The sequence below is a fragment of the Paenalicyclobacillus ferrooxydans genome (genome assembly GCF_001399675.1).
Lineage (GTDB): Bacteria > Bacillota > Bacilli > Alicyclobacillales > Alicyclobacillaceae > Alicyclobacillus_B > Alicyclobacillus_B ferrooxydans.
Genome location: NZ_LJCO01000030.1, coordinates 145,272 through 171,376 on the forward strand (window position 1 = coordinate 145,272; position 26,105 = coordinate 171,376).

Consider the following 26,105-nt stretch of genomic DNA (forward strand, 5'->3'; position numbering starts at 1 on the left):
TCGATGATGACTTATATCGTGACTGATTTACAAGCCAAGTATCGATGGTGACCGCTGTACCAGCCACATTCCTGCAGAATTTGCGATGCAGTCTCCGTGTCCTATATCATCAAAATGTAGACAGCGATCCAAAAACTGCAGGAATGATGGTGATGAGATGGTGACGCGGATAAGGAGAAGGGTCTTCTCTACACCGCTCGTGGTGCTGTTTCTCCTCATATGCGTGGTAATGATTGGGCATGTTTGGCTGGACAGGCTGTACGCCTTGAGGTTCCACACGGCACTTGGTTATCAGAATGTCTACGAAAAAAACATGTGGTTTGAACTCCTAACGCGATATCTTGGTGCACTTGTATACCTTTGTATCGCGTTGTTTTCCGTGCGACGACTGCAGGACATTTTGCCGCGTCCAGCTTACCGAGGCGTTCGAGTGTTAGCAGGAGTGCTCGGTTGGATCATCGGTTTTGTCATGTGGAGTCTACAGCCGACACAATGGTTTCTGCTTTTCCACCATCATGCATTCACATACACAGACCCCCTGTTTCACTTGAATGCTGCCTTTTACGTTTATGATTTGCCGCTTCTGATTGGCATTGTGGGCCGGATTGTAGGCACGCTGATTTTGTTGCTGGTTATCCGGTTGGCTGTTCTGCTTGGCGTTTTCGTACAGCAACAGCTGCACATCACAAAGCCTGGTCTCTCACGGCTTGTCCGACGTCAAGTGCAGGGATTGTTAGTACTTCTCGGTGTGATTCTGGTTTTGTTTACCGTACTCACGTTTCTGAACCGATATGAAACCGTGTTAACGAGCGGAAACGGTTCATTTGTATACGGGCCTGACTTTGTAACAGCGCGGCTTACGCTGCCTATTTTCTCTTGGTTACATATGGGTGCCTTGCTGCTTACAGCCCTCGCGGTGTTCTGGCAGGCTGCACATATGGATGCAGTACTTCCTGAACGGGACGGTTTTGCTCTTCCGTCTTGGCGGAGTGTCCGCCGTCCTGTTTTGGCATTCGGGCTTTATATCGGGTCGCTCATCTTGACTGGCATTGTCGGGGGGCTGGTCAACGGACTGTACGTCCATCCGAATCAAAATACGGTGGAGTTGCCGTACATTGAAGATACAATTCAAGCAACAAGGTACGCGCTTGGAATTGAAAACGTACAGACCGTTCCCATTGCGCCAAAGGACGATTTAAACGCAGCTGATTTGTCTCGGTATCAAGATTCTTTAGACGATGTTCGGGTCAATGATCAAGGGCAGACAACGACAATCTATAATCAACTGCAAAGCTTTAAGAACTACTTTACATTTACAGACGCGGCCGTCGATCGGTATCAAAACAAAGAGGTCTACATTTCCGCAAGACAGATGGATGTGACCAAGCTGCCTGTACAGACATGGGTGAACCAGACACTGGTCTATACACACGGATACGGCATTGCTGCAAGTCCTGTCAATCAGTTTGACAACAACGGTTTACCCGTCCTGTGGGCGGAAAATACACCGCAACAAGTGACACCTCCCATCCCCGCTGTCACACGTCCCGAGATCTACTTCGGTTTAATGGATAACGACGTTATCGCGCCGTCCAAACAACCAGAGTTTGACTATCCTGTCGGGAACTCTGAGCATGAATCCCATTATCAAGGCGGGTACGCGTTGCCCATTCAAGGGAACCGTCTTCTCTTAGCGATTGAGCAAGGGAATCTGAAGTACTACACGAGCGATCAGCTTACAAAGCATTCCGAGTGGTTGTTTGACCGCAACATTTATCAGCGCGTCGAAGACATTGCGCCGTTTTTGCAATATGACCAGGATGCTTATCCCTTTGTTGACAGCAAGGGTCATATCAAGTGGATCTTGGATGCCTACACAGAGACTTCAAACATTCCATACGCGCAGCAGTTCATGAATACCGCCTATATCCGCAATTCGGTGAAGGTGGTAATGGACGCCTACACGGGGCAAACGACCTTTTACGTTGTTGATCCGCACGATCCGATGATTCAGAGCCTGGCACAAGCCTATCCAGGGTTGTTCACATACAAGATTCCGACCGACGTGGCAGCACATTTCCGTTATCCGACGGACCTGTTTCAGGCTCAGTCGGATGCCCTTACACGCTACCATATGACAAATCCATCGTCGTTTTACAACCAGGATGACCTCTGGCAAGTGGCACAGCAGATATACAATCAGAACCAGACGCAAGAACGCCCGCCCGTGTATCAAATGATTCAATTGCCTGGGCAACAGCACCCGCAATTTGTCATTACTGAACTGTTTACACCACAGACAAAGGACAATCTCAATGGCTGGTTCATTGCAGACAACAGTCCAGGTAACTACGGCAAGCTCACATTGTATCAGTTCCCACAGTCATCACTGGTGTTTGGACCGATGCAGGCAGAAAATCAGATTGACGCGAATCCGGCCATCTCAGCGCAGCTCTCTTTGTGGAACCAGCAGGGTTCTCATGTGGTCCGCGGGGATTTACTCCTGATTCCGGTCGGCAACTCCATTCTCTACGTAGAACCGGTGTATTTGGTTGCAAGTCGAACGAATTCGTTGCCCCAGCTTGAGCGAGTTATCGTGGTCTACAATGATCAGGTGTATATTAACGATTCACTCGGCTCGGCCGTGCGCGATGCTGTGATGGGGAACAGTCCAGTGAGTCCTCAGCCAGGTACAACCGGGAGCGGAACGAGTCCCAACCAGGGACAGGCAGGGGCAGGCGCCAGCGGTGCTGGACAGGGCACGCAGACGGGACAGGCCAGTCAAGGCGGGCAAGCGCCTACAAGCCCTGGAACAAATGGATCGCAAAGTATGAATCAGTTGATTATCGAGGCGAACAGCCTGTTTCAACAGTACGAAAAGGATACGGCAGCTGGAAAACTCGATCAGGCGGGTCAGGATTTAAACAACCTGCAAGCTGTGTTGGCAAAACTAAAGGCACGTACTGCAACAAATCAACCGAAGGGCTGAATCTGGAAGGAAGTTCTGATTTTCCAACGTAAAAAGGCCTGCTGTCCGGCATCAACGATTGCCAGACCGCAGGCCTGTTCATGTTTGGGTATTCTGCTGTGTCAAACGAGACGGATTTTCCAAGTTTTCAGCCATTCGTTGACTTCAACCAGGTAATGGAACAGCTGTGCAGTGCCAAGAATTTGGCCAAACCACGGTCGATGTTCCATCGGTTGATAACTCTCCTGAGCGAGTTGCTTGACCGCACCCACGTCAATGAGAGGCAGAATCGGCGAATTGCTGTCAGCTATCATGTCCAAGGCAAGTCTGCGAGTGGCCTCCAAGTACTCTGCATTTGGCGTACCGGGGTATGGACTCTTTTTGCGGTAGAGTGCATCATGCGGGAGTTTATCGCGCAGAACCCGGCGAAGCAGACCTTTGATCTCTCCGTCGCAAGCTTTCATCGCCCAGGGTACGTTATAGACATACTCAACGAGGCGATGGTCAGTGAACGGTACGCGTGCCTCCAGGGAAGCACCCATGCTCATTCGGTCTTTCCGGTCCAGTAACGTCGGGAGGAAGCGCGTAATACTCAGATATCCAATTTCCCGGACCCGAGCTTCCGCGGCATCTTCTCCGGGTAACCGCTCCACTTCTGCCAATGCCTCTTGATAGCGCCTTGAGACGTATTCTTCCGGTCGAATTGTCTCTTTTAAGTCGGATGACATGATACGCATACGCTCCCCGAGGCGCAGTGACCAAGGGAATGTATCAGCATCGAGAGACTCCTGACGGTGAAACCAAGGATACCCGCCGAACACTTCATCGGCCGCTTCTCCAGTCAGAGCTACTGTATGGTTCTCTTTAACCGCTTTGCAAAACAAATACATTGAAACATCAATATCGGCCATCCCAGGTACATCCCGGACCTCAAGGGGGGTCAACAAATCATCGATCATTTGCTGCATCGGTACGACAACTCGGTGGTGAACGGTACCAAGGTGTTCCGATATCTTCATCGCCCAAGGAGCATCAAGACTCTTTTGGAAGCTGTTGGCCGTAAAGTGTTTCTCCATGTCTTCGATTTCTACGGAGTAGGTATGGAGCGGCTCTCTTCCTGTTTGTGCGTAGTATTCTGCTGCAATCGCCGAGACACCGCTTGAATCCAAGCCTCCGGACAGGAAGGTGCACACTGGAACGTCAGATACTAACTGACGACGAACCGCGTCTTCAAAAAGCACGCGCGTGTGTTCGACCGTTTCCTCGAGTGTATGCTCGTGGGGTATGGAGCGCAGTGTCCAGTACACTTCGTCACGCATACCTTCTTTGCTGGCCAGAATCCAGTGCCCGGCTCGCACCTCGTTGACACCCTTAAAGATGCCATGCCCAGGTGTTTTGGCCGGACCGATAGCAAAGACCTCCGCTAACCCTTCAGCATCTACTTCCGGCACGAAGTCGGGATGTGCGAGGATACCCTTTAGCTCGGATGAAAAAAGAATACGAGACCCTTGGCGGGCGTAAAAGAGCGGCTTCACGCCGAGTCGATCTCGAGCCATAAAGAGACGCTGATTCGCCTCATCCCAAACTGCAAAGGCGAAAATCCCGTTGAATTTCTCCAAACACCGGGATCCCCAAGCCATATAGGAGATAAGCACCACCTCAGTGTCGCTGTAAGACTGAAAGGTGTAGCCTTCTTCGAGCAATTCTTTGCGTACATCGTCAGTGTTGTACAGCTCGCCATTATAGACGAGGGTATAGGCGTTTTCCCCGAGGCGCCGCGTCATTGGTTGTGCGCCGCCAGCGGGATCGACGACGACAAGACGGCGGTGTGCGAACGCGGCATTGCGAGACAGAAAAGCCCCGTGGTCATCCGGGCCGCGGCACTCCAGCGCCTTGCCCATCAACTGCACCGTTCTCTGTTCGTGACTCAAGTCGCGTTCCCAGTCAATCCACCCTGCGATTCCGCACATAATCTGGCCCCCTGACAAAATCGATGATTGTGGGCCTATGCCCAGACACTCTGTTCAATCTATGTTGCAAGACAGTATGAGGTGCAGATTGCACCGAGTCTGGTTTGTGAGGATGGCTGGCAACTGGTATGCTGGCAACTGGTACAAGGTACTCCGGTAGATGAAAAAACGCAGCGAACGTTGGTCTCCAAAAATAGACCACGCGACGAACGCCTTGTGAGGGGGCGAGTACAATCCATCCAGAAGACTTCATGCGCGAAGCACTGAAATTAGCCCAACGCGGTGCTGATCTTGGCGAGGTTCCGATTGGGGCTGTGATCGTGAAGGATAACCACATTGTCAGTCAAGCGCATAACTGGCGTGAAACCTGGCGCGATCCGACAGCACACGCAGAACTTGTTGCGATCCGCGAAGCCAGCAGAGTGCTCGGTGGTTGGCGACTGGAAGGGTGTCAGCTGTACGTCACGCTCGAACCTTGCCCAATGTGCGCTGGTGCAATCATGTTGTCACGTCTCGATGCCGTGTACTACGGTGCGGCAGATCCGAAAGGCGGAGCTGTGGAATCAAAGCTTCATACCTTTCAATCCGGATTGTGGAATCATGATCCAAAGTTTCACGGTGGCATTTTGGCGGACGAGTGTGGTATGATACTCAAGGAATTCTTCCGAACGCTGCGAGAGCGTCGTTCGTGAACCTGGAGAGATGTCCGAGTGGCCGAAGGAGCTCGCCTCGAAAGCGAGTAGCCCTGCAAGGGGCTCGTGGGTTCGAATCCCACTCTCTCCGCCATGATACGCGTACTGTGACCAGGAACCAAGTGGGGTCCCATGCGGCGAAAACTTCCGAACCGTGTCAGGTCCTGACGGAAGCAGCACTAAGGGAGACCTTTCGGGCGACGTGGGCAAGCCTTGCTTGGTTCTTGGTCACAGTACGCGTTTGTTTTATCCTGGGTTGGCTTACGTTCTTAGATGCAGCGTCTAAGGAAACATCTTCATAGGTAATATATTTTACGCAAAAATCACTGTTAATTCAGACTTTATTTTAAAAGCGAAACGTTTGTCAAAACAGCAGAGCTTTTGTCGAGGTGCAGGATTTCCCGCTTTTCGGTCAGAACATACCTGAGAACGTTCCCCACCATCAACCGCCAAGAGAAGCAGAACGAAATGAGGGACGACGGGGGGTCATGACCATGGCAGCAAATATAATCCAGGGTGAGCGAACAGGTTGGTTTGCATCCCCAATCTGGTTAAATTCAGGAATTCTCCATCTGAACCAAGACGGGTGGTTAACCGTTTGCAATGAGCTTGCTTTACAGCTTTTAGATATCGATGTCGAACTCGGTGTACCTGTACGACTGGACGACCATCTTTCTGTAGATCGAGAAGAGTATAAACTTCTGCACCATATTGTCACATCTCGTGCTGAAATCAGAAATGAAATCACGACCTGGGCAGAGAACAAGCGGATTCGACACGTTTTAATTGACTCGTATTCGGATGACTCCGTTGACCTTGGACATGGTTGTCGGCGAGGTCATGGAATGTACGTAATGATGAAAGACCTTGGTGATTTTGCGTTGCTCGACCAGCACCTTCAACGGACGGAGAAGCTTGCGGTGATAGGTAAGGTCGCTGCGGGTGTGGCACATGAGATTCGAAATCCCTTGACAACGGTTCGGGGTTTCCTGCAGGTGATGATGAATCGTTTTGAGGAGCGCCAGATGTTGGAGGAGCAGGAATACCTGCAAATGATGGTTGCCGAAGTAGACAAGGTCGAGAGTTTGGTCAAGGAACTCTTGCTTCTGTCTAAGCCTCATCACACAGCCAAACGAAACTGTAAGTTAGGAAAACTTGTGACTGCCCTGCGCCCGTCAATTGAAGTCATGGCGGATACGAAGCAGATCAGTACAGAATTTGTCATTGACGAGACGATACCGAGTGTGGCTGGTGACGAAGGATTGCTGACACATGTCGTAAATCAACTCGTGGAAAATGCGATAGACGCGATGGAACCGAAAGGCCATCTGACTGTACGTGTGTACAGCGAGGATAAGGTTGTCCGCCTGGATGTGCGAGACACAGGGCCCGGGATCCCCTACTATCAGATGGATCAAGTCTTTGACGCGTTTTTTACCACCAAAGAGAAAGGTACAGGACTCGGCTTGCCGATCTGCCAAAAAATTGTGGCCGATCACGGTGGAGACATCCACGTGTCCTCGAAGGGCTTCGGGACTACGTTTTCTGTGTTGCTTCCTGCGCTAGAAGCCAAACGGCCAGAACAATCCGTTTGAGGGAAGCCCCTGCCTGTGATACTTTAAGAGTACGTGTTGTATCGCGGCAGGGAGGAGACTCCATCGGTGTCTTATCAAGCGCTGTACCGGGCTTGGCGCCCGCAAACTTTTTCAGACCTCATTGGACAACCCCATGTACGACAGACCCTCATGAACGCCATTCTTGATGGGCGGGTAGCCCACGCTTATTTGTTCTGCGGCCCGCGCGGGACTGGCAAGACGAGTGCCGCAAAGGTGCTCGCCAAGGCAGTGAATTGTCAGAATCCGCAGGGAGTAGAGCCGTGTAATCAGTGTGAAGCGTGTGTGAGTATCACCACCGGATCGAACGTCGACGTCGAAGAAATTGATGCTGCCTCGAACCGCGGCGTGGACGAGATCCGTCAGCTTCGTGACAAGGTACAGTATGCACCGGCGAGTGTTATGAAGAAAGTGTATATCGTAGACGAGGTCCACATGCTCACGACGGAGGCTTTTAATGCGCTCTTAAAGACGCTCGAAGAACCTCCTTCGCATACTCTTTTTGTATTAGCAACGACTGAGCCGCATAAAATCCCAGCCACTATTATCTCTCGCTGTCAACGATTTGATTTTCGGCGGATTGAGCCCGAGCTGATTATCGAACGCCTTCGAGAGATCTGTGAGACCAAGGATTGGACGGCGGACGAAGAATCACTGTGGCGAATTGCGGAGGCAGCCGACGGGGGACTGCGAGATGCACTCGGACTCCTCGAGCAAACCGCAGCTTACGCGCGTGGTGAAATCACTGCTGAAGCGGCTGCTCATGTCATGGGTGGAGTTCAAACGGAGGAACTGTTGGCTCTGGTTCGAGACATTGTAGAGTCGCGGTTGAAACCGGTCATCGACCGGTTGATTCGCTGGTACAGTTCGGGCAAGGATGCCACGCGAATCCTGTATGAGGTCTTGCAACTGCTTCGGGATTTGTTTATTGTCAAGCTGTCTGGCGAGGTGCCGCCCCGGTTCTCGAAGAACTACCCGCAGGTAGCTGAGTTGTGCAGCGACGACTGGCTTCTTGATGCAATGCAGCGGCTCGGTGAGGTCTACGTCCAACTGCGCTACGTGGATCAACCACGCATTGCACTAGAGACAGCCCTGCTTGGGCTTGTGCCGAGAACTCGCAAAAGTCATCAACCGGAAGTCAACTATCAACCGGAAGTCAGCCATCAGCCGCAAGCAGCGGGCAGTGTGCCGTCTCACTCGGCTGGAACTCATCCCTCCACTGGGATGCAACCTGTCGCGACCGTTTCGCAGCCTGTTCCAACGCTGGAGGCGGTTCCACAGAAGGCAGTTCAGCCGCAGCCGACCAGTCAGCCTGCAACACAGATCAGCAGCCCTGCGACAGACCCCAAGGATGCTTCTGGACAGCGGGCGAAGCCCCGACAACCGTCTGCACGTACGACTGCAGCTCGAAAGACTGAGGTCCTGCGCCAGCTTTATGCAGCAAGTGATGCGACATTTCTTGAGCAGGTAACAAACTCCTGGGAAGAGATATTGACACTGGTGAAGGCTGAACGTATCACGACACATGCTTGGCTCATTAACGGAGACCCTGTTCTTGCCACTGGGGATACCATCGTGCTGGCGTTTTCGAGCCGGATTCACCGTGACGCCGTGATGAAGCAGGATGAACGAAACCTGATTCAACAGGTACAAAGCCGCGTCTTCGGACGTGATGTACAGGTGCTGGCCTTGCTGAAAGCGGATTGGCAGGCGTTTGTGGATACACTTACAGAACAAAGTGAATCCCATGATGATAATTCAAATCCCACGAATGACGGGGATGATTTGGTTCATCGGGCAGTCGGCCTGTTTGGACGTGCTCTCGTCGAGGTGGAAGACAAGGAGTGAGCTTTTGTGAAAAACATGAATCAGTTGATGAAACAAGCGAAAAAAATGCAGGACGACATCATGAAGGCGCAGGAACAACTTGGTCAACGTACGGTGGAAGGGACTGCCGGCGGGGGTGCAGTCAAGATTGTCCTAGATGGACATAAAGCTCTGAAGGAAATTCAACTGGACAAAGAGGTCGTCAATCCGGAAGACGTAGAAATGCTCCAGGACCTCATTCTGGCTGCTTTCCAGGACGCGATGCAGAAGGTTGACGAACTGACAGAAAGTGAACTTGGCAAGTACACCCGCGGTCTGCCTGGTTTGTTCTAATCTATGTGGGGATATCCTGAGCCAATCGGCCGGCTGGTCGAACAGTTTATGAAACTGCCGAGTATCGGCCCGAAGACCGCGACCCGGTTGGCGTTTCACGTGCTGTCCATGTCGTCGGAAGATGTGGAGGGATTTGCCAAGGCCCTGCATGACGTGAAACACAATCTGACGGAGTGCGCGATTTGCTGCAATATTACGGAGAAAACGCCGTGTTCCATCTGCGCAGATGCATCGCGCGACGATAAGGTGTTGTGTGTTGTCCAAGATCCGAAAGATGTCATGGCCATGGAACGCACCCATGAGTTTAACGGAAAGTACCACGTATTGCACGGGGCCATCTCACCCATGGAGGGAGTGGGGCCGAACGATGTGCGGATTCGGGAACTCGTGCAGAGGATTGGCACAAACGAAGAAATCTCCGAAATTATCATTGCTACGAATCCGAATGTCGAGGGTGAAGCGACAGCGATGTATATCTCCCGGCTGCTGAAGCCCTTTCCTGTCCGCGTGACAAGGATTGCCCATGGCCTGCCTGTCGGCGGAGACTTGGAGTATGCAGATGAAGTGACCCTTGCCAAGGCACTCGAAGGCCGCAGACAAATCTGACTTAATCATCATATCAACTGTCATAATCGCCTCTCTTCCTGTCTATGATCTATTAACTTGGACAGGGGAGAGGCGATTTTTAGTGACAGATTCAGACGCGAAACAGGCGAGTCGACACAGTCTGCCGGAGGTTGGCGTCACAACCGAGCAGACGGCGAAAGATATCATGTCCATCGCTCCATTCACGCCCGTGCCTGAGGAGTTTGATGCTCCGCGTATGGAGTTTTCAGAGGATGCATTGGAACAGTTTCTTTATGCACTGAAACGCTCCAAACAGGAGCTCGACATTGCCAGACAACAGTTTGAGAATGCCACCGATCAGCGCCTCATTGATCACGTTGTATTTCGTCTTGGAGCAGCTGAGCGGCATTTCAGCTATATGCTGCAGTTAGCGAGGCAATGGGGCATTTCAGCCAACACCATCCGGTGGGATAGGTCTGACGAAGCGTAGGGGGCTCGAGGTATGGGTGAACTTGAGATGAAACCATGGCCCTGGAGCCCGGCCTACCGAAGTGATGGATGGACCGGGCGCTTGGGTGCAGCTGCCTGAGTGATCTTTAAGGAGATGATAACGTGACACAGGGTCACATCTTGCTCTATGCCCTGCTTGCTGTCGTAGCAGGGATTGCACTGATACGGGTTTTTCGGCATCCAGGGCTCGTCTTTTGGAAACTCGCGAAGAGTGCGGCGATTGGTTGCCTCTTTGTGTTCGCTGTGAATTGGGTTGGACAATATTTCCATTACCATTTGCCATTCAACGCATTTACCGCGCTTACGGCGGGCTTTCTCGGCATTCCTGGAGTAGGCATGCTGATAGCGCTGCACCTATGGCTTTTCCAGTAAATCCGTCGTATCACCGAGCCCGGGCTGGGGCGAACCGAGCGAGCGGACGACCAACGAGCGGGACGCGTTCGAGCTCAGCCCCGCTGACGGCACCAAACAGGATAGACAAGCCGACGTACACAATGCCCCCGAGTCCAATGGCGATGATAATCTGAATACTGGCCACAGCGAAGGCAGAGTGTGTCATGACCGTTGCAAGATGATAGCCCAACCAACTGCCGAGTGCCAATGCGATGCACAAGAATACGGTAGCGAAAATGGACGGACCAGAAAGCTTCCAAACGGAGAACTGTACCCGTCCATATTTCTTGACCGCGAGAACATTCAAGGTCGAAGAAACCATGTATCCAATGGTGGTCGCAATGGCAGCACCGAGGATGTGGAGCGGCGGAATCAAAAGCAGATTGAACACGAGCTTTACCCCAACGCCAATCATCATATTACGGACCGGACGATACATCTTTCCAAGCCCTTGCAACATGAAAGTGGAGATGAGTTCGAGACTGCTGAAGACACTCATGAAGCAGACACTCGAAATAATGACGGCCCCTTCGTGATTGCCCGCCCAGATTTCGTCAATTGGTGTGGCGAGGACCAGCAAAGATGCCGCAACGGGCAGCGTCATGAACATCATTGAGCGGAAGGTTCCGGTAATCCTCGTATAGATTGCAGCTCGGTCACGGAGCGCCTGAGACTCTGCGAGTGCGGGCAGGATGGTGACCCCAATCGCGCCTGCAAAAGCCAGCGGCAATTGGATAAGTTGCATCGCTTGCCGGGAAAGAATCCCGTATGCTTCCGTAGCTGCAGTAAAGGAGGTGCCTGCATACATCAACAGGTTCAGAACGGTCATGGAATCGACGAGTCCGGAAAGCGGAATCACCAGGTTGCCAAGACTGACTGGCATCCCAATCTGATACATTAGCTGAATGGTCTTTTTGGACGACTCGGAAGGTTTCGTACCGCGTGTTTGTCGAAGAAAGTTCCGCCGTAACGGAACCACCGCAAACACAAGCAATAAGAGACCGGCAAGTGCTCCAACGAATGCCCCGAATGTGGCAGCGGCTGCACCAGCAGCGATGCTGCCTCCTCGATGAACGACGATGTATGCTCCAACGACAATCGCAATGACTCTGACCAACTGCTCGAGTGCCTGAGAATATGCAGAGGGCTCCATTTCCTGAAACCCTTGCAAATAACCGCGCAAGGCGCTCATGACCGGAACGACGAGCAGGGCGAACGACAGCGCCCGAATCGACATCGTCATGGCAGCTGCACCTTTCGCAGGTTCTTTGATGGCCACGAGATGACTATAAAACGGTGCACCAACCCACATGACCACAAACAGAATGACACCGAGTATGAACACGATGCGAACTGTCAAACGGTACATCTGCTCCACGTCACCAAAGCGTTTGAGAGCCAACCGCTCAGATATCAGCTTCGCCATCGCTGTTGGAAAGCCTGAGGTGGAGAGTGTGTTGAGGATGATGTAAAAGTTGTAGGCCTGCCCGTAAATGCCAAGCCCTTCTTCGTGAATGATGCGCGTCAGAGGAATAATGTAAATCAACCCGAGCACTTTCGCGAGTGTGACACTTGCCACCATCACGGATGCTCCACGGGTCAGATTACGCTTGCCCAAAGTGAGTTCACCCCTATATAAAAGCAACTGAATTATAGCACAGGGAGTGGTGTTCCGGGGACACTGGTCGATTCACGGTGAGCAAACACTCCGATGAAGAAACAGGGACAGCACTACCTTCATAAGTTGTATGGAACTTACGGAGGTGGGTGCTCATGTGGTCGAGCATAGCCATCGTGTGCGCAATTTCCGTTGCATCCAATCTCGATAATGCGGGAGTAGGAATTGCTTACGGAGTACGCGGTGTAAAGATTTCTGTTACAGCCAATGGGCTCATTGCACTCATCTCGGGTGTCGCAACGCTCCTTGCGGGAGTCGCAGGAAACCTCATCATCCATTACGTTCCTTCGAATGTTGCCACCTACATCGGAGGAGGGGTGATGATGCTGGTCGGATTGTGGGTCCTGACAGAACCACTGCGCAGCCGGTCCAAGCGCAGGCTCGGTGACGACATCGTTTTCACCCGTATCTTGCGCGATCCGATGGTTGCTGACTTTGACCGTTCGAAGCACATTAGTATGGGTGAGGCTGCGATCCTCGGTGTCGCACTCGCACTCAACGCCCTCGCAGGCGGCTTTGATGCAGGTGTGGTACACATTCCGGTATGGCTGACAAGTTTCGGTGTTGCGATTTTCAGTTACCTACTACTCGGTTTCAGTGCTTATGTAGGCAGACGTTATGCCGCGGAGAAACTAGGTAACAAGGCGACAGTCATCGCGGGAATCTTGCTGCTTTTGATTGGGATTCATCAGGTTATGTGAGGTATAGTTTCTACTGAATCGTCCCATACTCTTAGTAGAACTGGCCTAAGTCGGGTGCAGGTTACAGAGATCTTCACCTTGGTGATGGGGCCCACCGTTTAATAGGTTGGTGATAAAACGTGGCAGGGCAGGAAATTTGTATTGTGTGTGGGGTTACAAAATCTCGCGGCCTGCACATTTGTGGTAAGTTTGTCTGTGAAGAGTGCGAACGCCAGATGGTGCGAACAGATGTATCGGATCCGCTCTACAGGCACTACATCGAGTGTATGAAAGAGATTTGGTTAGCTGCAATTTCATAAGCCTGTACATGATCAGTGGTCCGGAGATGTGTACCTCCGGACCACTGATCGTTTTACAGTGAGGCTGATGGTGCCGGGAACGCATGCGGCGATTCGCGGCGAGCAACGCCAGTTGCGTAAGCAGCCTCGGCAACAGCCTTGCTCACAGCTTTCACCACGTCCGCGTTAAACACACTTGGGATAACGTACTGTTCATTCAGTTGATCACGAGGAATGCACTGAGCAATGGCCTTTGCGGCTGCAAGTTTCATTTCCTCGTTAATATCGCGTGCCCGTGCTCGCAAGGCTCCGGCAAAGATGCCGGGGAAGCAGAGGACGTTGTTGATTTGGTTTGGGTAATCCGAACGGCCCGTGGCCAAGATTCGCACGTAGGGCTCAGCTTCTTCCGGTGCGATTTCTGGTGTCGGGTTTGCCATCGCAAAGACGATCGGATCGCGGTTCATCGTTTTCAGGTGTTCCACCTTCAGGACGCCAGGGCCGGAAAGTCCGATGAAAACGTCGGCTCCCTGGATGGCTTGCGCTAAACCGCCGGTTCGCCCTTCAGGGTTAGAGTGTTTTGCGTACCAGTCCCACATCGGGTTCTCGTAGGTTTTGCCGGCCTCAATGATGCCTTGCCGGTCTACACCCACAATGTTGGTTACGCCGGCAGCCTGAAGGATTTTCGTGCTGGCAATGCCTGCAGCTCCAATGCCGGTAACCACCACGTGGAGGTCAGACATTTTCTTGCCGACGATTTCAATCGCGTTCAGAATACCTGCCAAAAGTACGACCGCTGTGCCATGCTGGTCGTCGTGGAAGACCGGAATATCGAGTTCTTTACGAAGCCTTTCCTCGATCTCAAAGCATCGCGGTGACGAGATGTCTTCCAGGTTGATCCCGCCAAAACCGGGTGCGATTGCTTTGACAATCCGAACAATTTCGTCTGGGTCCTTGGTATCTAAACAAATGGGGAATGCATCCACGCCGCCAAATTGTTTAAACAACATCGCCTTGCCTTCCATGACGGGCATTGCTGCCGCTGGGCCAATATCGCCGAGTCCAAGCACGGCGGTTCCATCGGTGACAACAGCTACTGTGTTGCGTTTGATGGTGAGTTGGAAGGCTTTGGCCGGGTCTTCGTGAATCGCTTCACAGACTCGGGCAACGCCTGGGGTGTAGACACGAGACAGATCATCGCGGTTCTTCACAGGTGTTTTGCCATGAACCTCAATTTTGCCACCTAGATGAACAAGGAAGGTGCGGTCTGAAACGTTGATGACTTCAATCCCATGTCGCTTTTCGAGCGAACGGACGACTTCTTCCCGGTGGTCTTCGTTATGCACATTGACGGTGATATCGCGAATGACGCCGTCTTTTCCGACGTGGATAATGTCAACCGCAATGATGTCGCCGCCGGCTTCGCCGATGGCTCGAGTGACTTCACTGAAACCTGCATTATTTCCGATTTTGAGGCGTACAATCAGGCTCAAACCATTTGTCTGGATCGCCACGCTGAAAATCCCCTCCTAGCGGCTAGTTCAGGCTTCATTGTATCATAGAGGTTGTTTTCAGGCAGTTTTTGAAAGCAAGCTAATTTGAGGAAGAAAACGGTGAACCTTGTGGACGCTCATATATCATCTTTGCAGGCTGACGAATGGAACGAGGGTGAGACGCCCGTTGTCAGTCGACTGATTCACATGGCTGCAAAAGATCAGGTATCGTTACATGTACCGGGTCATAAACAAGGTCGACTGTTCCCGTCGTCGTTGTCTGCGTGGATGGGTCGATCATTGCAACTGGATTTGACCGAACTGCCTGGTCTCGACAACTTGCATCAGCCAGAAGGCTGTATCAAGCAGTCTGAACAGCTGGCAGCCTCGCATTACGGTGCAACGGAAACCCTGTACAGTGTCAACGGATCGTCTGCGGCCATCATGGCAGCCGTCATGAGTGTGGCAGCCAACCGGCGAATTCTGGTTGCGGGCAGCTTTCACCAAAGCTTGTGGAAAGGGTTGGTCCTCGCTGACGCAGAGCCGGTGTTGATTCGACCCGAATTTGACGGGGAGTGGATGGAGGTCGTCCCGCCCTCGCCGCTGACCATTGCATCAGCGTTACGGGAACACCCAGACGTTGCCGCCGTGTTTGTTACCTCGCCAACGTACAACGGGCGGATTGCAGACATGCGCGCGATCGCAGAGGTTGTTCATCAGGCATCTGTGCCCTTGATCGTGGACGAAGCGCATGGCGCCCACTTGGGCCTGGCCGATGGCATCCCTCCGCACAGTGTCCATTCGGGTGCTGATGTGGTTATTCAGAGTGTGCACAAGGTCCTGCCTGCGCTGACACAGACAGCATGGATGCACCTGCAAGGTCCTTACATAGACAGAGCTTTGGTTCGCCAGTGTTTGTTGATGCTCCAGACGACGAGTCCTTCTTATTTACTGTTGGCTTCCTTGGATGCCGCACAGGCATGGCTGCGTCATCAGGGTAGGCAAACCGTAGAGTCATCCCTGCAAATTTTAATGGCTTACGCTAAAGTGGCAGCAGAGCCGTGGTTAAACCACGTTGCGGCGCAACAGGTCGGCCGTTCGGAGAAATTTTTTCGCGATCCGTTTCGGATCTGGATCCCGACGGGTTCCTATAAGGTGAGTCGAGCGATTGCTGACGCACTCGAGCAGCAAGGTTTGATGCTCGAGTATGCTGATTCCCTTGGTGTATTGTTGGTCTTGAGTCTCGATATCAAAGAGCGGGATTTAAACCGCTGGCTGTCGGTCGTCCGTTCACAGCCGTTGCCGCCAGTCGACTCTACGCTGTCCATCTGGCATGATGCCAACTCCCCACAACTTTTGGTGTCGCCGCGACAGGCTGCGTTTGCGAGCCATGAACGGATCCCGCTCACACGATCCGTGGGTCGGATTGCAGGACAAACCATTTCTCCTTATCCCCCCGGTACACCGCTTGTCTATCCGGGGCAGATGATGGATGAAAAGACGGTTTCAGGCCTCATGCACTTGTCCGAAACAGGCTGCCAAGTGGTCGGGATAGACAGCACGCGAGGAATTGATGTTCTGCGCCTCTAATGTGCATCGATAGGGATGCAAGGAGATAGGGAGGAAATGCCGTGTTTATCACGTTTGAAGGGCTCGACGGGGCCGGAAAGACTACGCAGATAGCGAGGCTGAGACGACGCCTTGAAGATCTTGGAACCCGCGTTGTCATGACTCGGGAACCCGGCGGTACTCCGATTGGGGATGCACTGAGAGCTATGTTGCTCGATCCCGGTCAGACTTCGCTGTCTCCGCACACAGAGGCATTGCTTTATGCAGCGTCTCGCGCACAACTCCTCGCTGAGGTGATTCGCCCCGCTCTGAACGAGGGTGGCATTGTCATTTGCGATCGATATGTCGATGCCAGCATTGCCTATCAAGGTGCTGGGTTGCAACTCGGTACGGAGGCTGTCGAAAGTGTCAATGCATTTGCGACCGGCGGGCTTCAGCCCGATCTGACTATCCTCATGGACTTGCCTGTCGACGAGAGTCGTCACCGGGTATCGGAGAGCCTGCGTACAACAGGACCAGACCGGATTGAACAACGAGACGCAGAGTACTTTGGACGGGTTCGCAAAGCGTTTCGGGAGATCGCTCAGTATGAGCCGCATCGGGTTGTCGTGATCGATGCAAGGAAGACGCCGGAAGAGCTCGAGCAGGAGATTTGGTACCTCGTCTCGAATCGGTTGAATATAATAAAAGGAATTAGGGGTTAAATTCAAAGGGGTTAGGAGAGGTGATGAACACGATGAAGATGGTCATTGCGATTGTCCAGGATAAGGACAGCCCCAAGTTGCAGCAAAACCTTGTTAATGCAGGTGTGCGCGCAACCAAATTGGCCAGTACCGGTGGATTTCTGCATGCGGGCAATACAACCTTTTTGATCGGAACAAACTCTGACAGGGTGCACGAAGTCCTCGAGTTGATTCGTACGAGTTGTCGCTCCAGGGAGCAAGTTGTGACTCCGATGTCACCAATGGGCAGTCAAGTGGAGTCTTATGTGCCCTATCCAGTGAGCGTGCAGGTCGGCGGGGCAACTGTATTCGTGCTCGATGTTGAGCAGTTTGAGCAGTTTTGAATCAATGGGCGTTACGACACTGAGGCCCTTTACGGATTGGCCGATTCAGAATCCGGCTTTGCAAGCGCTCTATGAGGAAGTCCGTGACGAGCGTACGCCGCATGCCATTCTCTTTGTAGGGCCCGCGGCAGTAACCAGAGCATTTGCGGAATTTTTCGCTAAATCACTGCTTTGCACGGGTACGGAGGCACCCTGCGGCACATGTCCGTCCTGTCACCAGATGGAGGCAAACAACCATCCTGATTTTTTACAGGTCTTGTCTGATGACGGAGCTTCTGTCAAAGCGGCACAAATCGAGCAGGTTCAAGCTCGGCTAAAGTTGCGTGGGCACGGCCAAAGGCCTGTTGTTTATCTGATTGAGGGTATGGATAAGTTGACTGCAGTTGCAGCCAATCGCCTTTTAAAAACCTTGGAAGAACCCGTTTCTTCCACAATCGCTTTGCTTACCGCCGAGAATGATGGACGGGTATTGCCAACCATCCTTTCTCGAGCGTTTTTATATCGGTTGACTTCCGGCGACAGTGTGTGGGACGATCCGTTGCCGGATTCACTACTGCATTCCGACAGCGAACAAAATCTGTCGTTTGCCGGTGTGTTAAAGCCAGTGATACAATGGACTCAACACTTGTTTCGTGATGGTGATTTCACACTGCGATTCGCCGCAGACCTCATGAAGCAAACGGAGTCTTACAACATAGAGGACGTTCTTCACGTACTGATCGTTTGGCTCCGAGACCTGTTGCATTACCGATTGGAAGAACATGAATCCTTGGTTTGCCGGGAATTTATACAGGATATGCGTGTACAGAGTGAGTCAGTCAGTGAAGGTCAGCTTCTTGAAGTCATCTCGATTGTCATGGAAACAAAGCGACGGGTTGGTTCACATGTTGCTGCCAGGCTGAATGTCGAACAGATGTGCATTCGAATACGGGAGGTTTTTCGAATTGTATAGCGTCGTAGGCGTACGGTTTAAACCGGCCGGTAAGATTTACTATTTCGATCCCGGACAGCTGCCTATTGAACGCAATGACCATGTAATCGTGGAAACTGCGCGAGGCATTGAGTACGGGACAGTGGTACTCGGCAGACGCGAAGTCACGGAAGCAGAAGTCGTGTTACCACTCAAACAGGTGATGCGAATCGCTGACGAGGACGATGCAAGAGTCGTTCAGGACAACGCGGAGCGAGCGAAAGAAGCCACTCTTGTGTTCAAAGAAAAGGTGCGTGTGCACAATCTGGATATGAAACTGGTTGACGCAGAGTACACCTTTGATCGAAACAAGCTCATCTTTTATTTTACGGCAGATGGCCGGGTCGATTTCCGAGAACTTGTAAAAGACTTGGCATCTGTGTTCCGAGTACGAATTGAGCTGCGACAGATTGGCGTGCGTGATGAAGCAAAGATGCTCGGAGGGATTGGACCCTGCGGCAGGTTGCTCTGTTGCAGTACCTGGATGGGAGAGTTTGATCCGGTGTCGATTCGCATGGCAAAGGATCAAAGTCTGTCTCTCAACCCTACAAAGATCTCGGGGTTGTGTGGGCGCCTCATGTGCTGCTTGAAGTTTGAGAATGACATTTATCAGGATGAGGGTGTATCGTTGTAAAAACCTGTTTCAGAATTGGGTGAGTGCATGGACAAGCAGTCGTTATTCGTACAGGTCGCGAATATGGAAGAGCGCATTGGCGAATTGTATGTGGAGTTGGGCACCCTCAAGCAGAAGATCCAGGAACTCATCGAAGAAAATCAACGTCTTGAGCAGGAAACTGAACGCTTGCGGGCAGCCGCAAAAGACCTGCCGCTTGCCCAAGGAAGCGAAGGTCTTGATAACCTGAATCGGATTTACCAAGAGGGCTTCCACATTTGCAACGTCAAATACGGCAGCCTTCGAACCGAAGGGGAATGCCTGTTTTGCCTGTCCTTCTTACACAAGTGACCTCGACGTTAAAAGTTTGAATTCGATGATTTAAGGTGAAGCTATACTGAGCAGGTTGAGTGTGGGCTGTTCCTGATGCAGATACAGGTTGCGTCAGGAACAGCCTTGATTTGTCAAGGGCAGCTTTGATTTGTAGGGGGGTTTCACTGTTGCGTGTGGTGCGAAGTTTTGAAGACGACGAAGGCCCAAAGCTTTACATCTGCAGTACCCCGATTGGGAACCTTAATGACGTGACACCGCGACTGATGGATACACTCAAGTCCGTGGATGTGGTTGCTGCGGAAGATACAAGGCAAACCAGAAAGTTGCTCAGTCGCTATGACATCCACGTCGGGGAACTGGCAAGCTATCATGAACACAACGCGGTTTCGCGGCGGGACTGGTTACTTGACTTGTGGAGACAGGGAAAACGTGTTGCGCTTGTTTCCGATGCAGGCACACCAATTGTGTCAGATCCAGGTGATGATGCCGTGCAGCTCGCTGTCGAGAACGGTGTACCAGTGATCCCAATCCCTGGCCCGAGTGCAGTCCTGACAGCACTTGTTGGCAGTGGGCTCCCGGTTTTGCCGTTTACATTTGTTGGTTTTCTGCCTCGCGATACCAAGGAGGCACGACATGCGCTTGCCCAGTTCGGGCGCCTGCCCTGGACGTTTGTGTTTTACGAAGCACCGCATCGTTTAAGAAAGACGATGGACCTCGTGGCTTCAATGTGGCCCGACAGACAGATGGTTCTTGCCAAGGAACTGACCAAACGACACGAGACCTTCCTGTTTGGCACCGCAGCAGAGTTGGCTGCGTTTCTGTTGGAGGACCCGCCGCGTGGGGAGTATGTAGTCGTTGTGGGACCTGACAAGTCCTTTGACGGTACTGTGAATGGTCTCGACCTGTTCCCCGACGAACGTACTGTAATGTCGTTGGAGGAAGCTGTTCTTGAAGTTCAAAGACTCAAGACTGAGGGCATATCGCATAAGGAAGCCGTCAAACGGATTTCAGAGGAACAAGGTATTCGGCGCAAAGACCTTTACGATGCAACGCTATGAAAAAGACACCGTGGATGGTTCACGGTGTCTACCCATTCAATCGTCAGTTTTAATTGACGCGCTAGACTCAGGAACTCATTTCTGCGATGCAGGACGGGCAGATGTTCTTGCCTTTGAAGTGGATGATTTCATCCGCATTGCCACAGAAGATACAAGCAGGTTCATACTTTTTGAGAATAATGCGATCTCCGTCAACATAGATCTCGAGAGCATCTTTCTCACCAATGCCTAGGGTACGGCGCAGCTCAATCGGAATCACAACACGACCCAATTCATCAACCTTGCGAACAATACCTGTGGACTTCACTGTAAACACCCCTTGAAAATATTTTCCTTTTTTTGTAATTCCGGAAATGCAAATCCGGAATTTTTGATTCGTGCGCTGGTTGTGCAGGGAGCGACTTTCAACGCAAGCAAAAACTTGAATTTCTTTTAATATAACCGATCGCTTACCAATTGCAAATAGAAACAGACTTAAATTCACAAATCTTACAAACGTTAAAATTTGATTAGATCACGGACGTCGTCAAAATAACATCAACCAAATTCGCTGTGAATCCGGCTTTATGTTGACACCGCAATTCCGGATTGCTATATTGTTCGGAAGAACTATCCATATTATGTCCTTGAAGGAAAGGTACTCGGAGACTCCTTATCCAGCGAATCGGGATTGGTGCAAGCCGATGAAGGGTGACCGGGGAGTATGGTTCCGGAGACACGCGTTCTGAGCCGCAGTCGTGGTTAGGTACGCGCGGGAGTTCCCGTTATTGGACACCTGATGTGAGAAGGCTTTTGTGCCTACACCATCATATCAGGGCCAAAGTTGCGTGTTCAGCAGGCCGTATGCTGTGCTGGCGCGTCAAATTGGGTGGTATCGCGACCATAGCTCGCCCCAATACCGGGGTGAGCTTTTCTGTTTGGTCACATATTGAAGGAGGGAATCGCTGTGAGTCAGCAAACGTTTTACATCACCACACCCATCTATTATCCGAACGACTTTCTGCACATCGGGCACTCGTACACCACTGTCGCCGCTGACGCCATGGCGAGATACAAGCGCCTGCGCGGATATGACGTGATGTACCTGACCGGCACAGATGAGCACGGGCTGAAGATTCAGCAAAGGGCTGAACAGGCTGGGAAAGACGTGCATGACTTTCTCGACGAGATCATCAGCTGGATTCGCGATCTGTGGAATCGCCTCGACATCTCTTATGACGACTTCATTCGTACAACAGAGGAACGTCACACCAAGGTGGTTGAGGCCCTTTTCGAGCGTCTGATTGACCAAGGGGACATCTATCTCTCTGATTACGAGGGGTGGTATTGTACTCCTTGTGAATCGTTCTGGTCAGAGCGTGAACTGCAAGATGGGAAATGTCCGGACTGCGGACGCGAAGTGCAGTTCGTTCGCGAGGAAAGCTACTTCTTCCGGATGAGCAAGTACGTTGACCGACTGCTTGAGTACTACGAACAACACCCGGACTTCATCCAACCGGAGTCGCGCAAAAATGAAATGATCAACAACTTCATCAAGCCCGGCCTGAAGGACCTGTGTGTTTCCCGAACATCGTTTGACTGGGGTATCCACGTCCAGCGCGACCCCAAACATGTAGTCTACGTTTGGCTCGATGCCTTGACGAATTACATCACAGCGATTGGTTACGGATCCGATGACCCTGCGTTAAAGGCTAAGTTTGAGAAGTACTGGCCGGCTGATGTTCATTTTGTCGGTAAAGAGATTGTTCGTTTCCATGTCATCTACTGGCCGATTATCCTGATGGCTCTGGGCCTTCCCTTGCCGAAGAAGGTTTACGGTCACGGGTTCTTGATGATGAAGGATGGAAAGATGAGTAAGTCAAAGGGCAACGTGATCGACCCGAAATTGTTGATTGACCGCTATGGCAGCGATGCGATTCGGTATTTTCTGCTGCGTGAAATTCCATTTGGCCAAGACGGTGTGTTTACGCCAGAATCGCTCGTTCAACGATTAAACTTTGACCTTGCCAATGACCTCGGTAACCTCATCCACAGGACAGCCGCGATGATGAATCGATTTGTCGACGGGGCGATACCGGCACCGGGTGTAAAAACAGCGATTGACGAAGAACTGTCCGCCTTGTTTGAGGAAACCGTGCAGAATGTTGCTGATGATATGGAGAGCATGCAGTTTTCTCTGGCGCTATCTGAGGTGTGGAAGGTTGTCCGCCGGGCGAACAAGTACATTGACGAAGTGGCACCTTGGAATTTGGCGAAAAACGGTGACACAGATCGCTTGAATACAGTCATGTACAACCTTGCCGAGACCATCCGCGGTGTTGCAGTGTTGATATCTCCGTTCTTGCCCAGAGCAGCTGTAATCATCCGTGACCAGTACGGCTTTACAGATGCAGACGCGTCTTGGGAGAGCGTTGTACACTTTGGCTTTCTGAAGCCGGGCAACACTGTAAAATCAGGTACACCCCTCTTCCCAAGACTGGAAGTCGAGGCAGAACTGGCAGAACTCGATGAACTCGCATCCGGTGCACTCGCACGTGCGGCTTCCAAACAGGCGGAGAGTTCGCTGAAGGCCGAAGGTGACCAAGCGGCGAAACAGACCGCCGCGACCGCGTCGCAAGAAACGAAGGAACGCGCTGATGATGAGGCAACCGGCAAACCCCAGATTGGTATTGATGTATTTGGCCAAGTCGAACTTCGCGTCGGCCAGATTGAAGTGGCAGAACCAGTTCCGAAGGCTGACAAGTTACTCCGCCTGGAAGTCAACCTCGGCAGTGAGACCCGGCAGATTGTGTCCGGTATCGCAAAGCATTTCCAACCTGCAGAACTGGTGGGGCAAAAGGTGATTGTCGTGACAAACCTGAAACCCGTAAAGCTTCGCGGCGTCGAGTCAAACGGCATGATTCTGGCAGCCTCTGAGGGTGATGTTTTGAAGTTGGCGACAGTACCTGCGGAGATTCCGAACGGATCGATTGTTAAGTAAGGGAGGTGAACGGTCCGGTGTTATTTGATACCCACTGTCACCTGAATGACGCGCAGTTTAAAGATGACATCGAAGAGGTCTTCGAGCGGGCACGTGAAGCCGGGGTCACCCACATTGTGGTACCCGGCGTGGACGTGCCATCATCGGAGCGCGCCATTCGCTTAGCTGAGCGATTTGCGGGCGTCTACGCCGCGGTTGGGATTCATCCAGAATCCCTCGCAGACTTGTCGGACAGTGCGCTTGATGAAATTCGCACATTGACATCCCATCCAAAGGTTGTGGCCATAGGCGAAATTGGACTTGATTATTACTGGGATGTAGCACCGAGGCCGTACCAGCAAGAAGTGTTTGCCGCGCAGATCAATCTGGCAAACGAAACCGGACTACCCATCATTATTCACAACCGGGACGCGACAGAAGATACAGTGCGTATGGTTGAGGAAGCTCCGGCTGCGGTCACTGGTGTCATGCACTGTTTTACAGGAAGTTATGAGACCGCGATGCAGTGTATTCGGCAGGGGTTTTACATCTCGTTTGGCGGCCCGGTAACATTTAAGAATGCAGTCAATGTTCAAAAGACAGCCACGCAAATCCCTGAAAAATCGCTGTTTGTGGAAACTGACTCTCCCTATCTGTCTCCGCACCCTCTTCGAGGTATGCGCAATGAGCCTGCCCGAGTGCGCCTCGTGGCGGAGAAGCTCGCTGAGTTACGGGGACAATCGGTTGAAGAGCTGGCAGCCATTACGATGAAGAATGCACTCTCAATGTTTCAGCGGATCGGGGCAAACGCATGACTCGGATTAGAATCCGGGAAATTATCGTCGTTGAAGGGCTGCATGATAAGCAGGCCGTAGAACGGGTTGCAGATGCAGACATCTGGGTACTCGGAGGTGACCGCATCGCGCGTCACCTGATTTCCGAGTTACAACGTGCCGCACGGAAGCGCGGGGTGATTATTTTCACCGATCCCGATGGGCCTGGAGAACGCATCCGACGCCGCATGGAACCGCATCTGCCCGGCTGCAAGCATGCATTTGTTCCGAAAGCACTCGCCACATCACATCGGGCAGTCGGTGTCGAGCACGCTTCAGATGAGGCAATTTTGCAAGCACTTGAACATGCACGACCGACGGTTTTAACTGCAGCGGACCTAAATGTACCCGGGATGAACACCGCACGTAACAATGCAGCTGGCAACGGCACTGGGGAACCCACAGTGCCGTTTACACTCCTTGACTTGATCGAGGCTGGTCTAATTCATCACCCTGAAGCCGCGGCGAGACGTCAGCGTGTGGGCGAGGTGCTAGGCATCGGGTATGGAAATGCCAAAGCATTCTTAAGAAAACTGAATGTCCTCGGAGTTGACCGGGTGGAATTTGAACAAGCTCTGAAACAACTGGAAATTTGGCAGCCATCCGAGGGCCTGCCAGGTTCCAGCGTAAACTTGGATGATGCCGCAGATTCGAATGCCGAGTCTGCAGACCGGCCGGATAAGGAGGGGGCAGAACGTGAGTGACCAGATTGACCTTGCACGCTTATCGAGCCTGCGAGAGCTCCTTCAGACACACGGTTTTCAGTTTAAAAAGCAACTGGGCCAGAACTTTCTCGTTGACGCGAGAGTGCTTGAACGGATCGTTGACGCAGCAGATTTGATTCCTGGTGATGGTGTATTTGAAATCGGTCCTGGAGCCGGGGTCGTAACGCAGGTTTTAGCACAGCAAGCGACGCAGGTTGTTGCCGTCGAAAAGGATCGGGCTTTGGCACCTGTGCTTGATACATCGCTCGCTGGACTAAACAACGTCAAAGTGGTTTATGCGGATGTCCTTGATGTAAATCTGAACGAAGTCTGGAATGAGTTTTCGAACTGCGCCAGGGTCTCTGTAGTGGCCAACCTCCCTTATTATGTGACAACACCGATTCTGTTTCATCTGCTTGAATCAGGTGTTCCGCTGCATAACGTCGTCGTTATGGTGCAAAAAGAGGTGGCAGACCGCCTAGTCTCAGGTCCTGGCACAAAAGACTACGGAGCGCTCAGCGTTGCGGTACAATATTATGCAGAAGTAGATAAGGTGTTGCGGGTTCACCCAGGTGCGTTTATCCCGCCACCGAACGTGGAGTCCGAGGTCGTTCGGCTGCGCGTGCGCAAGCAACCTGCAGTTATCGTGCCGGACCAGACGCTGTTTTTCCGAGTTGTCAGGGCCGGCTTTGCGATGCGCCGGAAGACCCTCCTGAACAACCTATCCCACAGCTTTGGTTTTACTAAACCCGATTGCGAACATCTTTTACTGTGCACCGGGATTGAACCAAGGCGCCGCGGCGAAACACTTTCGCTCGATGAGTTTGCTCGATTGACGTCAGCGATTTATGAAAAACTCCACAGCAACAAAGAATATACGCCATAGTACCGTCCAACTCGAACCAATCCAAGCCTGAATTCACGATGCATCGATAGACGAACTGTTGTCGGCACAAGTTTTGCATATACTAACAGCGTAC

General features: G+C 52.0%; 24 protein-coding genes, 1 tRNA gene, 1 other RNA gene and 1 pseudogene. 23 read left to right on the forward strand and 4 right to left on the reverse strand.

The genetic code is table 11. The features are described from left to right. Nucleotides 1-160 precede the first annotated feature (160 nt). Nucleotides 161-2,989, forward strand: a complete 2,829-nt coding sequence (locus AN477_RS06475; protein WP_169787854.1) for a UPF0182 family protein — start codon at nucleotides 161-163, stop codon at nucleotides 2,987-2,989. 101 nt (nucleotides 2,990-3,090) lie between these two features. Here the strand turns inward: AN477_RS06475 and asnB are convergent, their stop codons facing one another. After that, on the reverse strand, nucleotides 3,091-4,938 hold the full coding sequence (gene asnB, locus AN477_RS06480; RefSeq protein WP_054968347.1) for an asparagine synthase (glutamine-hydrolyzing): 1,848 nt from the start codon (nucleotides 4,936-4,938) through the stop codon (nucleotides 3,091-3,093). 251 nt (nucleotides 4,939-5,189) lie between these two features. Between asnB and AN477_RS06485 the strand changes: the two genes are divergently transcribed. The 9 genes from AN477_RS06485 to AN477_RS06520 all read left to right on the forward strand — a co-directional run bounded on the left by AN477_RS06485 (nucleotide 5,190) and on the right by AN477_RS06520 (nucleotide 10,852). Next, complete coding sequence (locus AN477_RS06485; protein WP_054968348.1) at nucleotides 5,190-5,630, forward strand: nucleoside deaminase; 441 nt, start codon at nucleotides 5,190-5,192, stop codon at nucleotides 5,628-5,630. A gap of 4 nt (nucleotides 5,631-5,634) precedes the next feature. After that, a tRNA-Ser gene (locus tag AN477_RS06490) sits at nucleotides 5,635-5,724 on the forward strand. A gap of 27 nt (nucleotides 5,725-5,751) precedes the next feature. Beyond that, nucleotides 5,752-5,851, forward strand: an RNA gene (gene ffs, locus AN477_RS23680) — signal recognition particle sRNA small type. Between the two features lie 273 nt (nucleotides 5,852-6,124). Then, entirely contained in the window at nucleotides 6,125-7,225 is a 1,101-nt protein-coding gene (locus tag AN477_RS06495) for a two-component system sensor histidine kinase NtrB (protein WP_054968349.1), read from the forward strand. A gap of 66 nt (nucleotides 7,226-7,291) precedes the next feature. Continuing rightward, nucleotides 7,292-9,091, forward strand: coding sequence for a DNA polymerase III subunit gamma/tau (dnaX, locus tag AN477_RS06500; RefSeq protein WP_054968350.1), 1,800 nt, complete (start codon nucleotides 7,292-7,294; stop codon nucleotides 9,089-9,091). Between the two features lie 15 nt (nucleotides 9,092-9,106). Further along, nucleotides 9,107-9,403 carry a YbaB/EbfC family nucleoid-associated protein gene (locus AN477_RS06505; RefSeq protein ID WP_054968405.1) on the forward strand — a complete coding sequence of 99 codons (297 nt, stop codon included), beginning with the start codon at nucleotides 9,107-9,109 and terminating at the stop codon, nucleotides 9,401-9,403. Nucleotides 9,404-9,406: 3 nt separating this feature from the next. After that, the gene (gene recR / locus AN477_RS06510; protein WP_054968351.1) at nucleotides 9,407-10,009 is read left to right on the forward strand and encodes a recombination mediator RecR; all 603 of its coding nucleotides are present in this window, start codon (nucleotides 9,407-9,409) and stop codon (nucleotides 10,007-10,009) included. A gap of 82 nt (nucleotides 10,010-10,091) precedes the next feature. Then, a complete protein-coding gene (locus AN477_RS06515) occupies nucleotides 10,092-10,460 on the forward strand; it encodes a DUF2508 family protein (RefSeq protein ID WP_054968352.1) in 369 nt (122 codons plus the stop codon). A gap of 122 nt (nucleotides 10,461-10,582) precedes the next feature. Then, nucleotides 10,583-10,852: a pro-sigmaK processing inhibitor BofA family protein gene (locus tag AN477_RS06520; protein ID WP_054968353.1), complete on the forward strand. Its 270-nt coding sequence runs from the start codon at nucleotides 10,583-10,585 to the stop codon at nucleotides 10,850-10,852. 10 nt (nucleotides 10,853-10,862) lie between these two features. On the opposite strand, the gene AN477_RS06525 is transcribed toward AN477_RS06520, so the two are convergent. Next, nucleotides 10,863-12,491, reverse strand: coding sequence for a putative polysaccharide biosynthesis protein (locus tag AN477_RS06525; RefSeq protein ID WP_054968354.1), 1,629 nt, complete (start codon nucleotides 12,489-12,491; stop codon nucleotides 10,863-10,865). Nucleotides 12,492-12,646: 155 nt separating this feature from the next. Here AN477_RS06525 and AN477_RS06530 point away from each other — a divergent pair, with 155 nt between their 5' ends. Together AN477_RS06530 and AN477_RS23685 are read left to right on the forward strand one after the other, a co-directional pair. Next, complete coding sequence (locus AN477_RS06530; protein ID WP_054968355.1) at nucleotides 12,647-13,252, forward strand: manganese efflux pump; 606 nt, start codon at nucleotides 12,647-12,649, stop codon at nucleotides 13,250-13,252. A 143-nt stretch (nucleotides 13,253-13,395) separates the two neighbouring features. Continuing rightward, nucleotides 13,396-13,551: a sigma factor G inhibitor Gin gene (locus AN477_RS23685; RefSeq protein ID WP_245631743.1), complete on the forward strand. Its 156-nt coding sequence runs from the start codon at nucleotides 13,396-13,398 to the stop codon at nucleotides 13,549-13,551. Between the two features lie 53 nt (nucleotides 13,552-13,604). Here the strand turns inward: AN477_RS23685 and AN477_RS06535 are convergent, their stop codons facing one another. After that, entirely contained in the window at nucleotides 13,605-15,041 is a 1,437-nt protein-coding gene (locus tag AN477_RS06535; protein ID WP_054968356.1) for an NAD-dependent malic enzyme, read from the reverse strand. A gap of 99 nt (nucleotides 15,042-15,140) precedes the next feature. Here AN477_RS06535 and AN477_RS06540 point away from each other — a divergent pair, with 99 nt between their 5' ends. The 7 genes and pseudogenes from AN477_RS06540 (at nucleotide 15,141) to rsmI (ending at nucleotide 20,629) form a co-directional block, all read left to right on the forward strand. After that, complete coding sequence (locus AN477_RS06540) at nucleotides 15,141-16,610, forward strand: aminotransferase class I/II-fold pyridoxal phosphate-dependent enzyme (protein WP_054968357.1); 1,470 nt, start codon at nucleotides 15,141-15,143, stop codon at nucleotides 16,608-16,610. A gap of 41 nt (nucleotides 16,611-16,651) precedes the next feature. Next, nucleotides 16,652-17,293 carry a dTMP kinase gene (gene tmk, locus AN477_RS06545; protein ID WP_054968358.1) on the forward strand — a complete coding sequence of 214 codons (642 nt, stop codon included), beginning with the start codon at nucleotides 16,652-16,654 and terminating at the stop codon, nucleotides 17,291-17,293. Between the two features lie 32 nt (nucleotides 17,294-17,325). Then, entirely contained in the window at nucleotides 17,326-17,655 is a 330-nt protein-coding gene (locus AN477_RS06550) for a cyclic-di-AMP receptor (protein WP_054968406.1), read from the forward strand. A gap of 4 nt (nucleotides 17,656-17,659) precedes the next feature. Beyond that, the gene (locus AN477_RS06555; RefSeq protein ID WP_054968359.1) at nucleotides 17,660-18,607 is read left to right on the forward strand and encodes a DNA polymerase III subunit delta' C-terminal domain-containing protein; all 948 of its coding nucleotides are present in this window, start codon (nucleotides 17,660-17,662) and stop codon (nucleotides 18,605-18,607) included. Beyond that, nucleotides 18,600-19,238 (forward strand): annotated as a pseudogene (locus AN477_RS06560) (PSP1 domain-containing protein); the annotation flags it as partial. The gene AN477_RS06555 and the pseudogene AN477_RS06560, both read left to right, overlap by 8 nt. 48 nt (nucleotides 19,239-19,286) lie before the next feature. Continuing rightward, nucleotides 19,287-19,589, forward strand: a complete 303-nt coding sequence (locus AN477_RS06565) for an initiation-control protein YabA (protein WP_054968361.1) — start codon at nucleotides 19,287-19,289, stop codon at nucleotides 19,587-19,589. Nucleotides 19,590-19,744: 155 nt separating this feature from the next. Then, nucleotides 19,745-20,629 carry a 16S rRNA (cytidine(1402)-2'-O)-methyltransferase gene (gene rsmI, locus AN477_RS06570; RefSeq protein WP_245631744.1) on the forward strand — a complete coding sequence of 295 codons (885 nt, stop codon included), beginning with the start codon at nucleotides 19,745-19,747 and terminating at the stop codon, nucleotides 20,627-20,629. Nucleotides 20,630-20,696: 67 nt separating this feature from the next. On the opposite strand, the gene AN477_RS06575 is transcribed toward rsmI, so the two are convergent. Continuing rightward, nucleotides 20,697-20,936: an AbrB/MazE/SpoVT family DNA-binding domain-containing protein gene (locus AN477_RS06575; RefSeq protein ID WP_054968362.1), complete on the reverse strand. Its 240-nt coding sequence runs from the start codon at nucleotides 20,934-20,936 to the stop codon at nucleotides 20,697-20,699. A 633-nt stretch (nucleotides 20,937-21,569) separates the two neighbouring features. On the opposite strand from AN477_RS06575, the gene metG reads away from it, so the two are divergent. Genes metG through rsmA form a run of 4 tightly spaced genes read left to right on the forward strand, consistent with a single transcriptional unit; the run spans nucleotide 21,570 to nucleotide 26,011 of the window. Next, nucleotides 21,570-23,609, forward strand: a complete 2,040-nt coding sequence (metG, locus tag AN477_RS06580) for a methionine--tRNA ligase (RefSeq protein ID WP_054968408.1) — start codon at nucleotides 21,570-21,572, stop codon at nucleotides 23,607-23,609. 17 nt (nucleotides 23,610-23,626) lie between these two features. Next, nucleotides 23,627-24,403, forward strand: a complete 777-nt coding sequence (locus AN477_RS06585) for a TatD family hydrolase (protein WP_054968363.1) — start codon at nucleotides 23,627-23,629, stop codon at nucleotides 24,401-24,403. Continuing rightward, the gene (locus AN477_RS06590; RefSeq protein ID WP_083486026.1) at nucleotides 24,400-25,125 is read left to right on the forward strand and encodes a ribonuclease M5; all 726 of its coding nucleotides are present in this window, start codon (nucleotides 24,400-24,402) and stop codon (nucleotides 25,123-25,125) included. Before AN477_RS06585 ends, AN477_RS06590 begins: the two co-directional genes overlap by 4 nt. Beyond that, nucleotides 25,076-26,011 carry a 16S rRNA (adenine(1518)-N(6)/adenine(1519)-N(6))-dimethyltransferase RsmA gene (gene rsmA, locus AN477_RS06595; protein WP_083486027.1) on the forward strand — a complete coding sequence of 312 codons (936 nt, stop codon included), beginning with the start codon at nucleotides 25,076-25,078 and terminating at the stop codon, nucleotides 26,009-26,011. The genes AN477_RS06590 and rsmA overlap by 50 nt, the downstream gene beginning before the upstream one ends. The last annotated feature ends 94 nt before the right edge of the window (nucleotides 26,012-26,105 follow it).

Excerpts from the sequence above, each read along its gene's own strand:
- AN477_RS06485 (WP_054968348.1), top strand. The coding sequence starts at position 5,190 with ATGCGCGAAGCACTGAAATTAGCCCAACGCGGTGCTGATCTTGGCGAG.
- AN477_RS06530 (WP_054968355.1), top strand. The coding sequence starts at position 12,647 with ATGTGGTCGAGCATAGCCATCGTGTGCGCAATTTCCGTTGCATCCAAT.
- AN477_RS06590 (WP_083486026.1), top strand. The coding sequence starts at position 24,400 with ATGACTCGGATTAGAATCCGGGAAATTATCGTCGTTGAAGGGCTGCAT.
- AN477_RS06555 (WP_054968359.1), top strand. The coding sequence starts at position 17,660 with ATGGGCGTTACGACACTGAGGCCCTTTACGGATTGGCCGATTCAGAAT.
- AN477_RS06495 (WP_054968349.1), top strand. The coding sequence starts at position 6,125 with ATGGCAGCAAATATAATCCAGGGTGAGCGAACAGGTTGGTTTGCATCC.
- recR (WP_054968351.1), top strand. The coding sequence starts at position 9,407 with ATGTGGGGATATCCTGAGCCAATCGGCCGGCTGGTCGAACAGTTTATG.
- rsmA (WP_083486027.1), top strand. The coding sequence starts at position 25,076 with ATGCCGAGTCTGCAGACCGGCCGGATAAGGAGGGGGCAGAACGTGAGT.
- AN477_RS06565 (WP_054968361.1), top strand. The coding sequence starts at position 19,287 with ATGGACAAGCAGTCGTTATTCGTACAGGTCGCGAATATGGAAGAGCGC.
- AN477_RS06550 (WP_054968406.1), top strand. The coding sequence starts at position 17,326 with ATGAAGATGGTCATTGCGATTGTCCAGGATAAGGACAGCCCCAAGTTG.
- AN477_RS06505 (WP_054968405.1), top strand. The coding sequence starts at position 9,107 with ATGAATCAGTTGATGAAACAAGCGAAAAAAATGCAGGACGACATCATG.
- asnB (WP_054968347.1), bottom strand. The coding sequence starts at position 4,938 with ATGTGCGGAATCGCAGGGTGGATTGACTGGGAACGCGACTTGAGTCAC.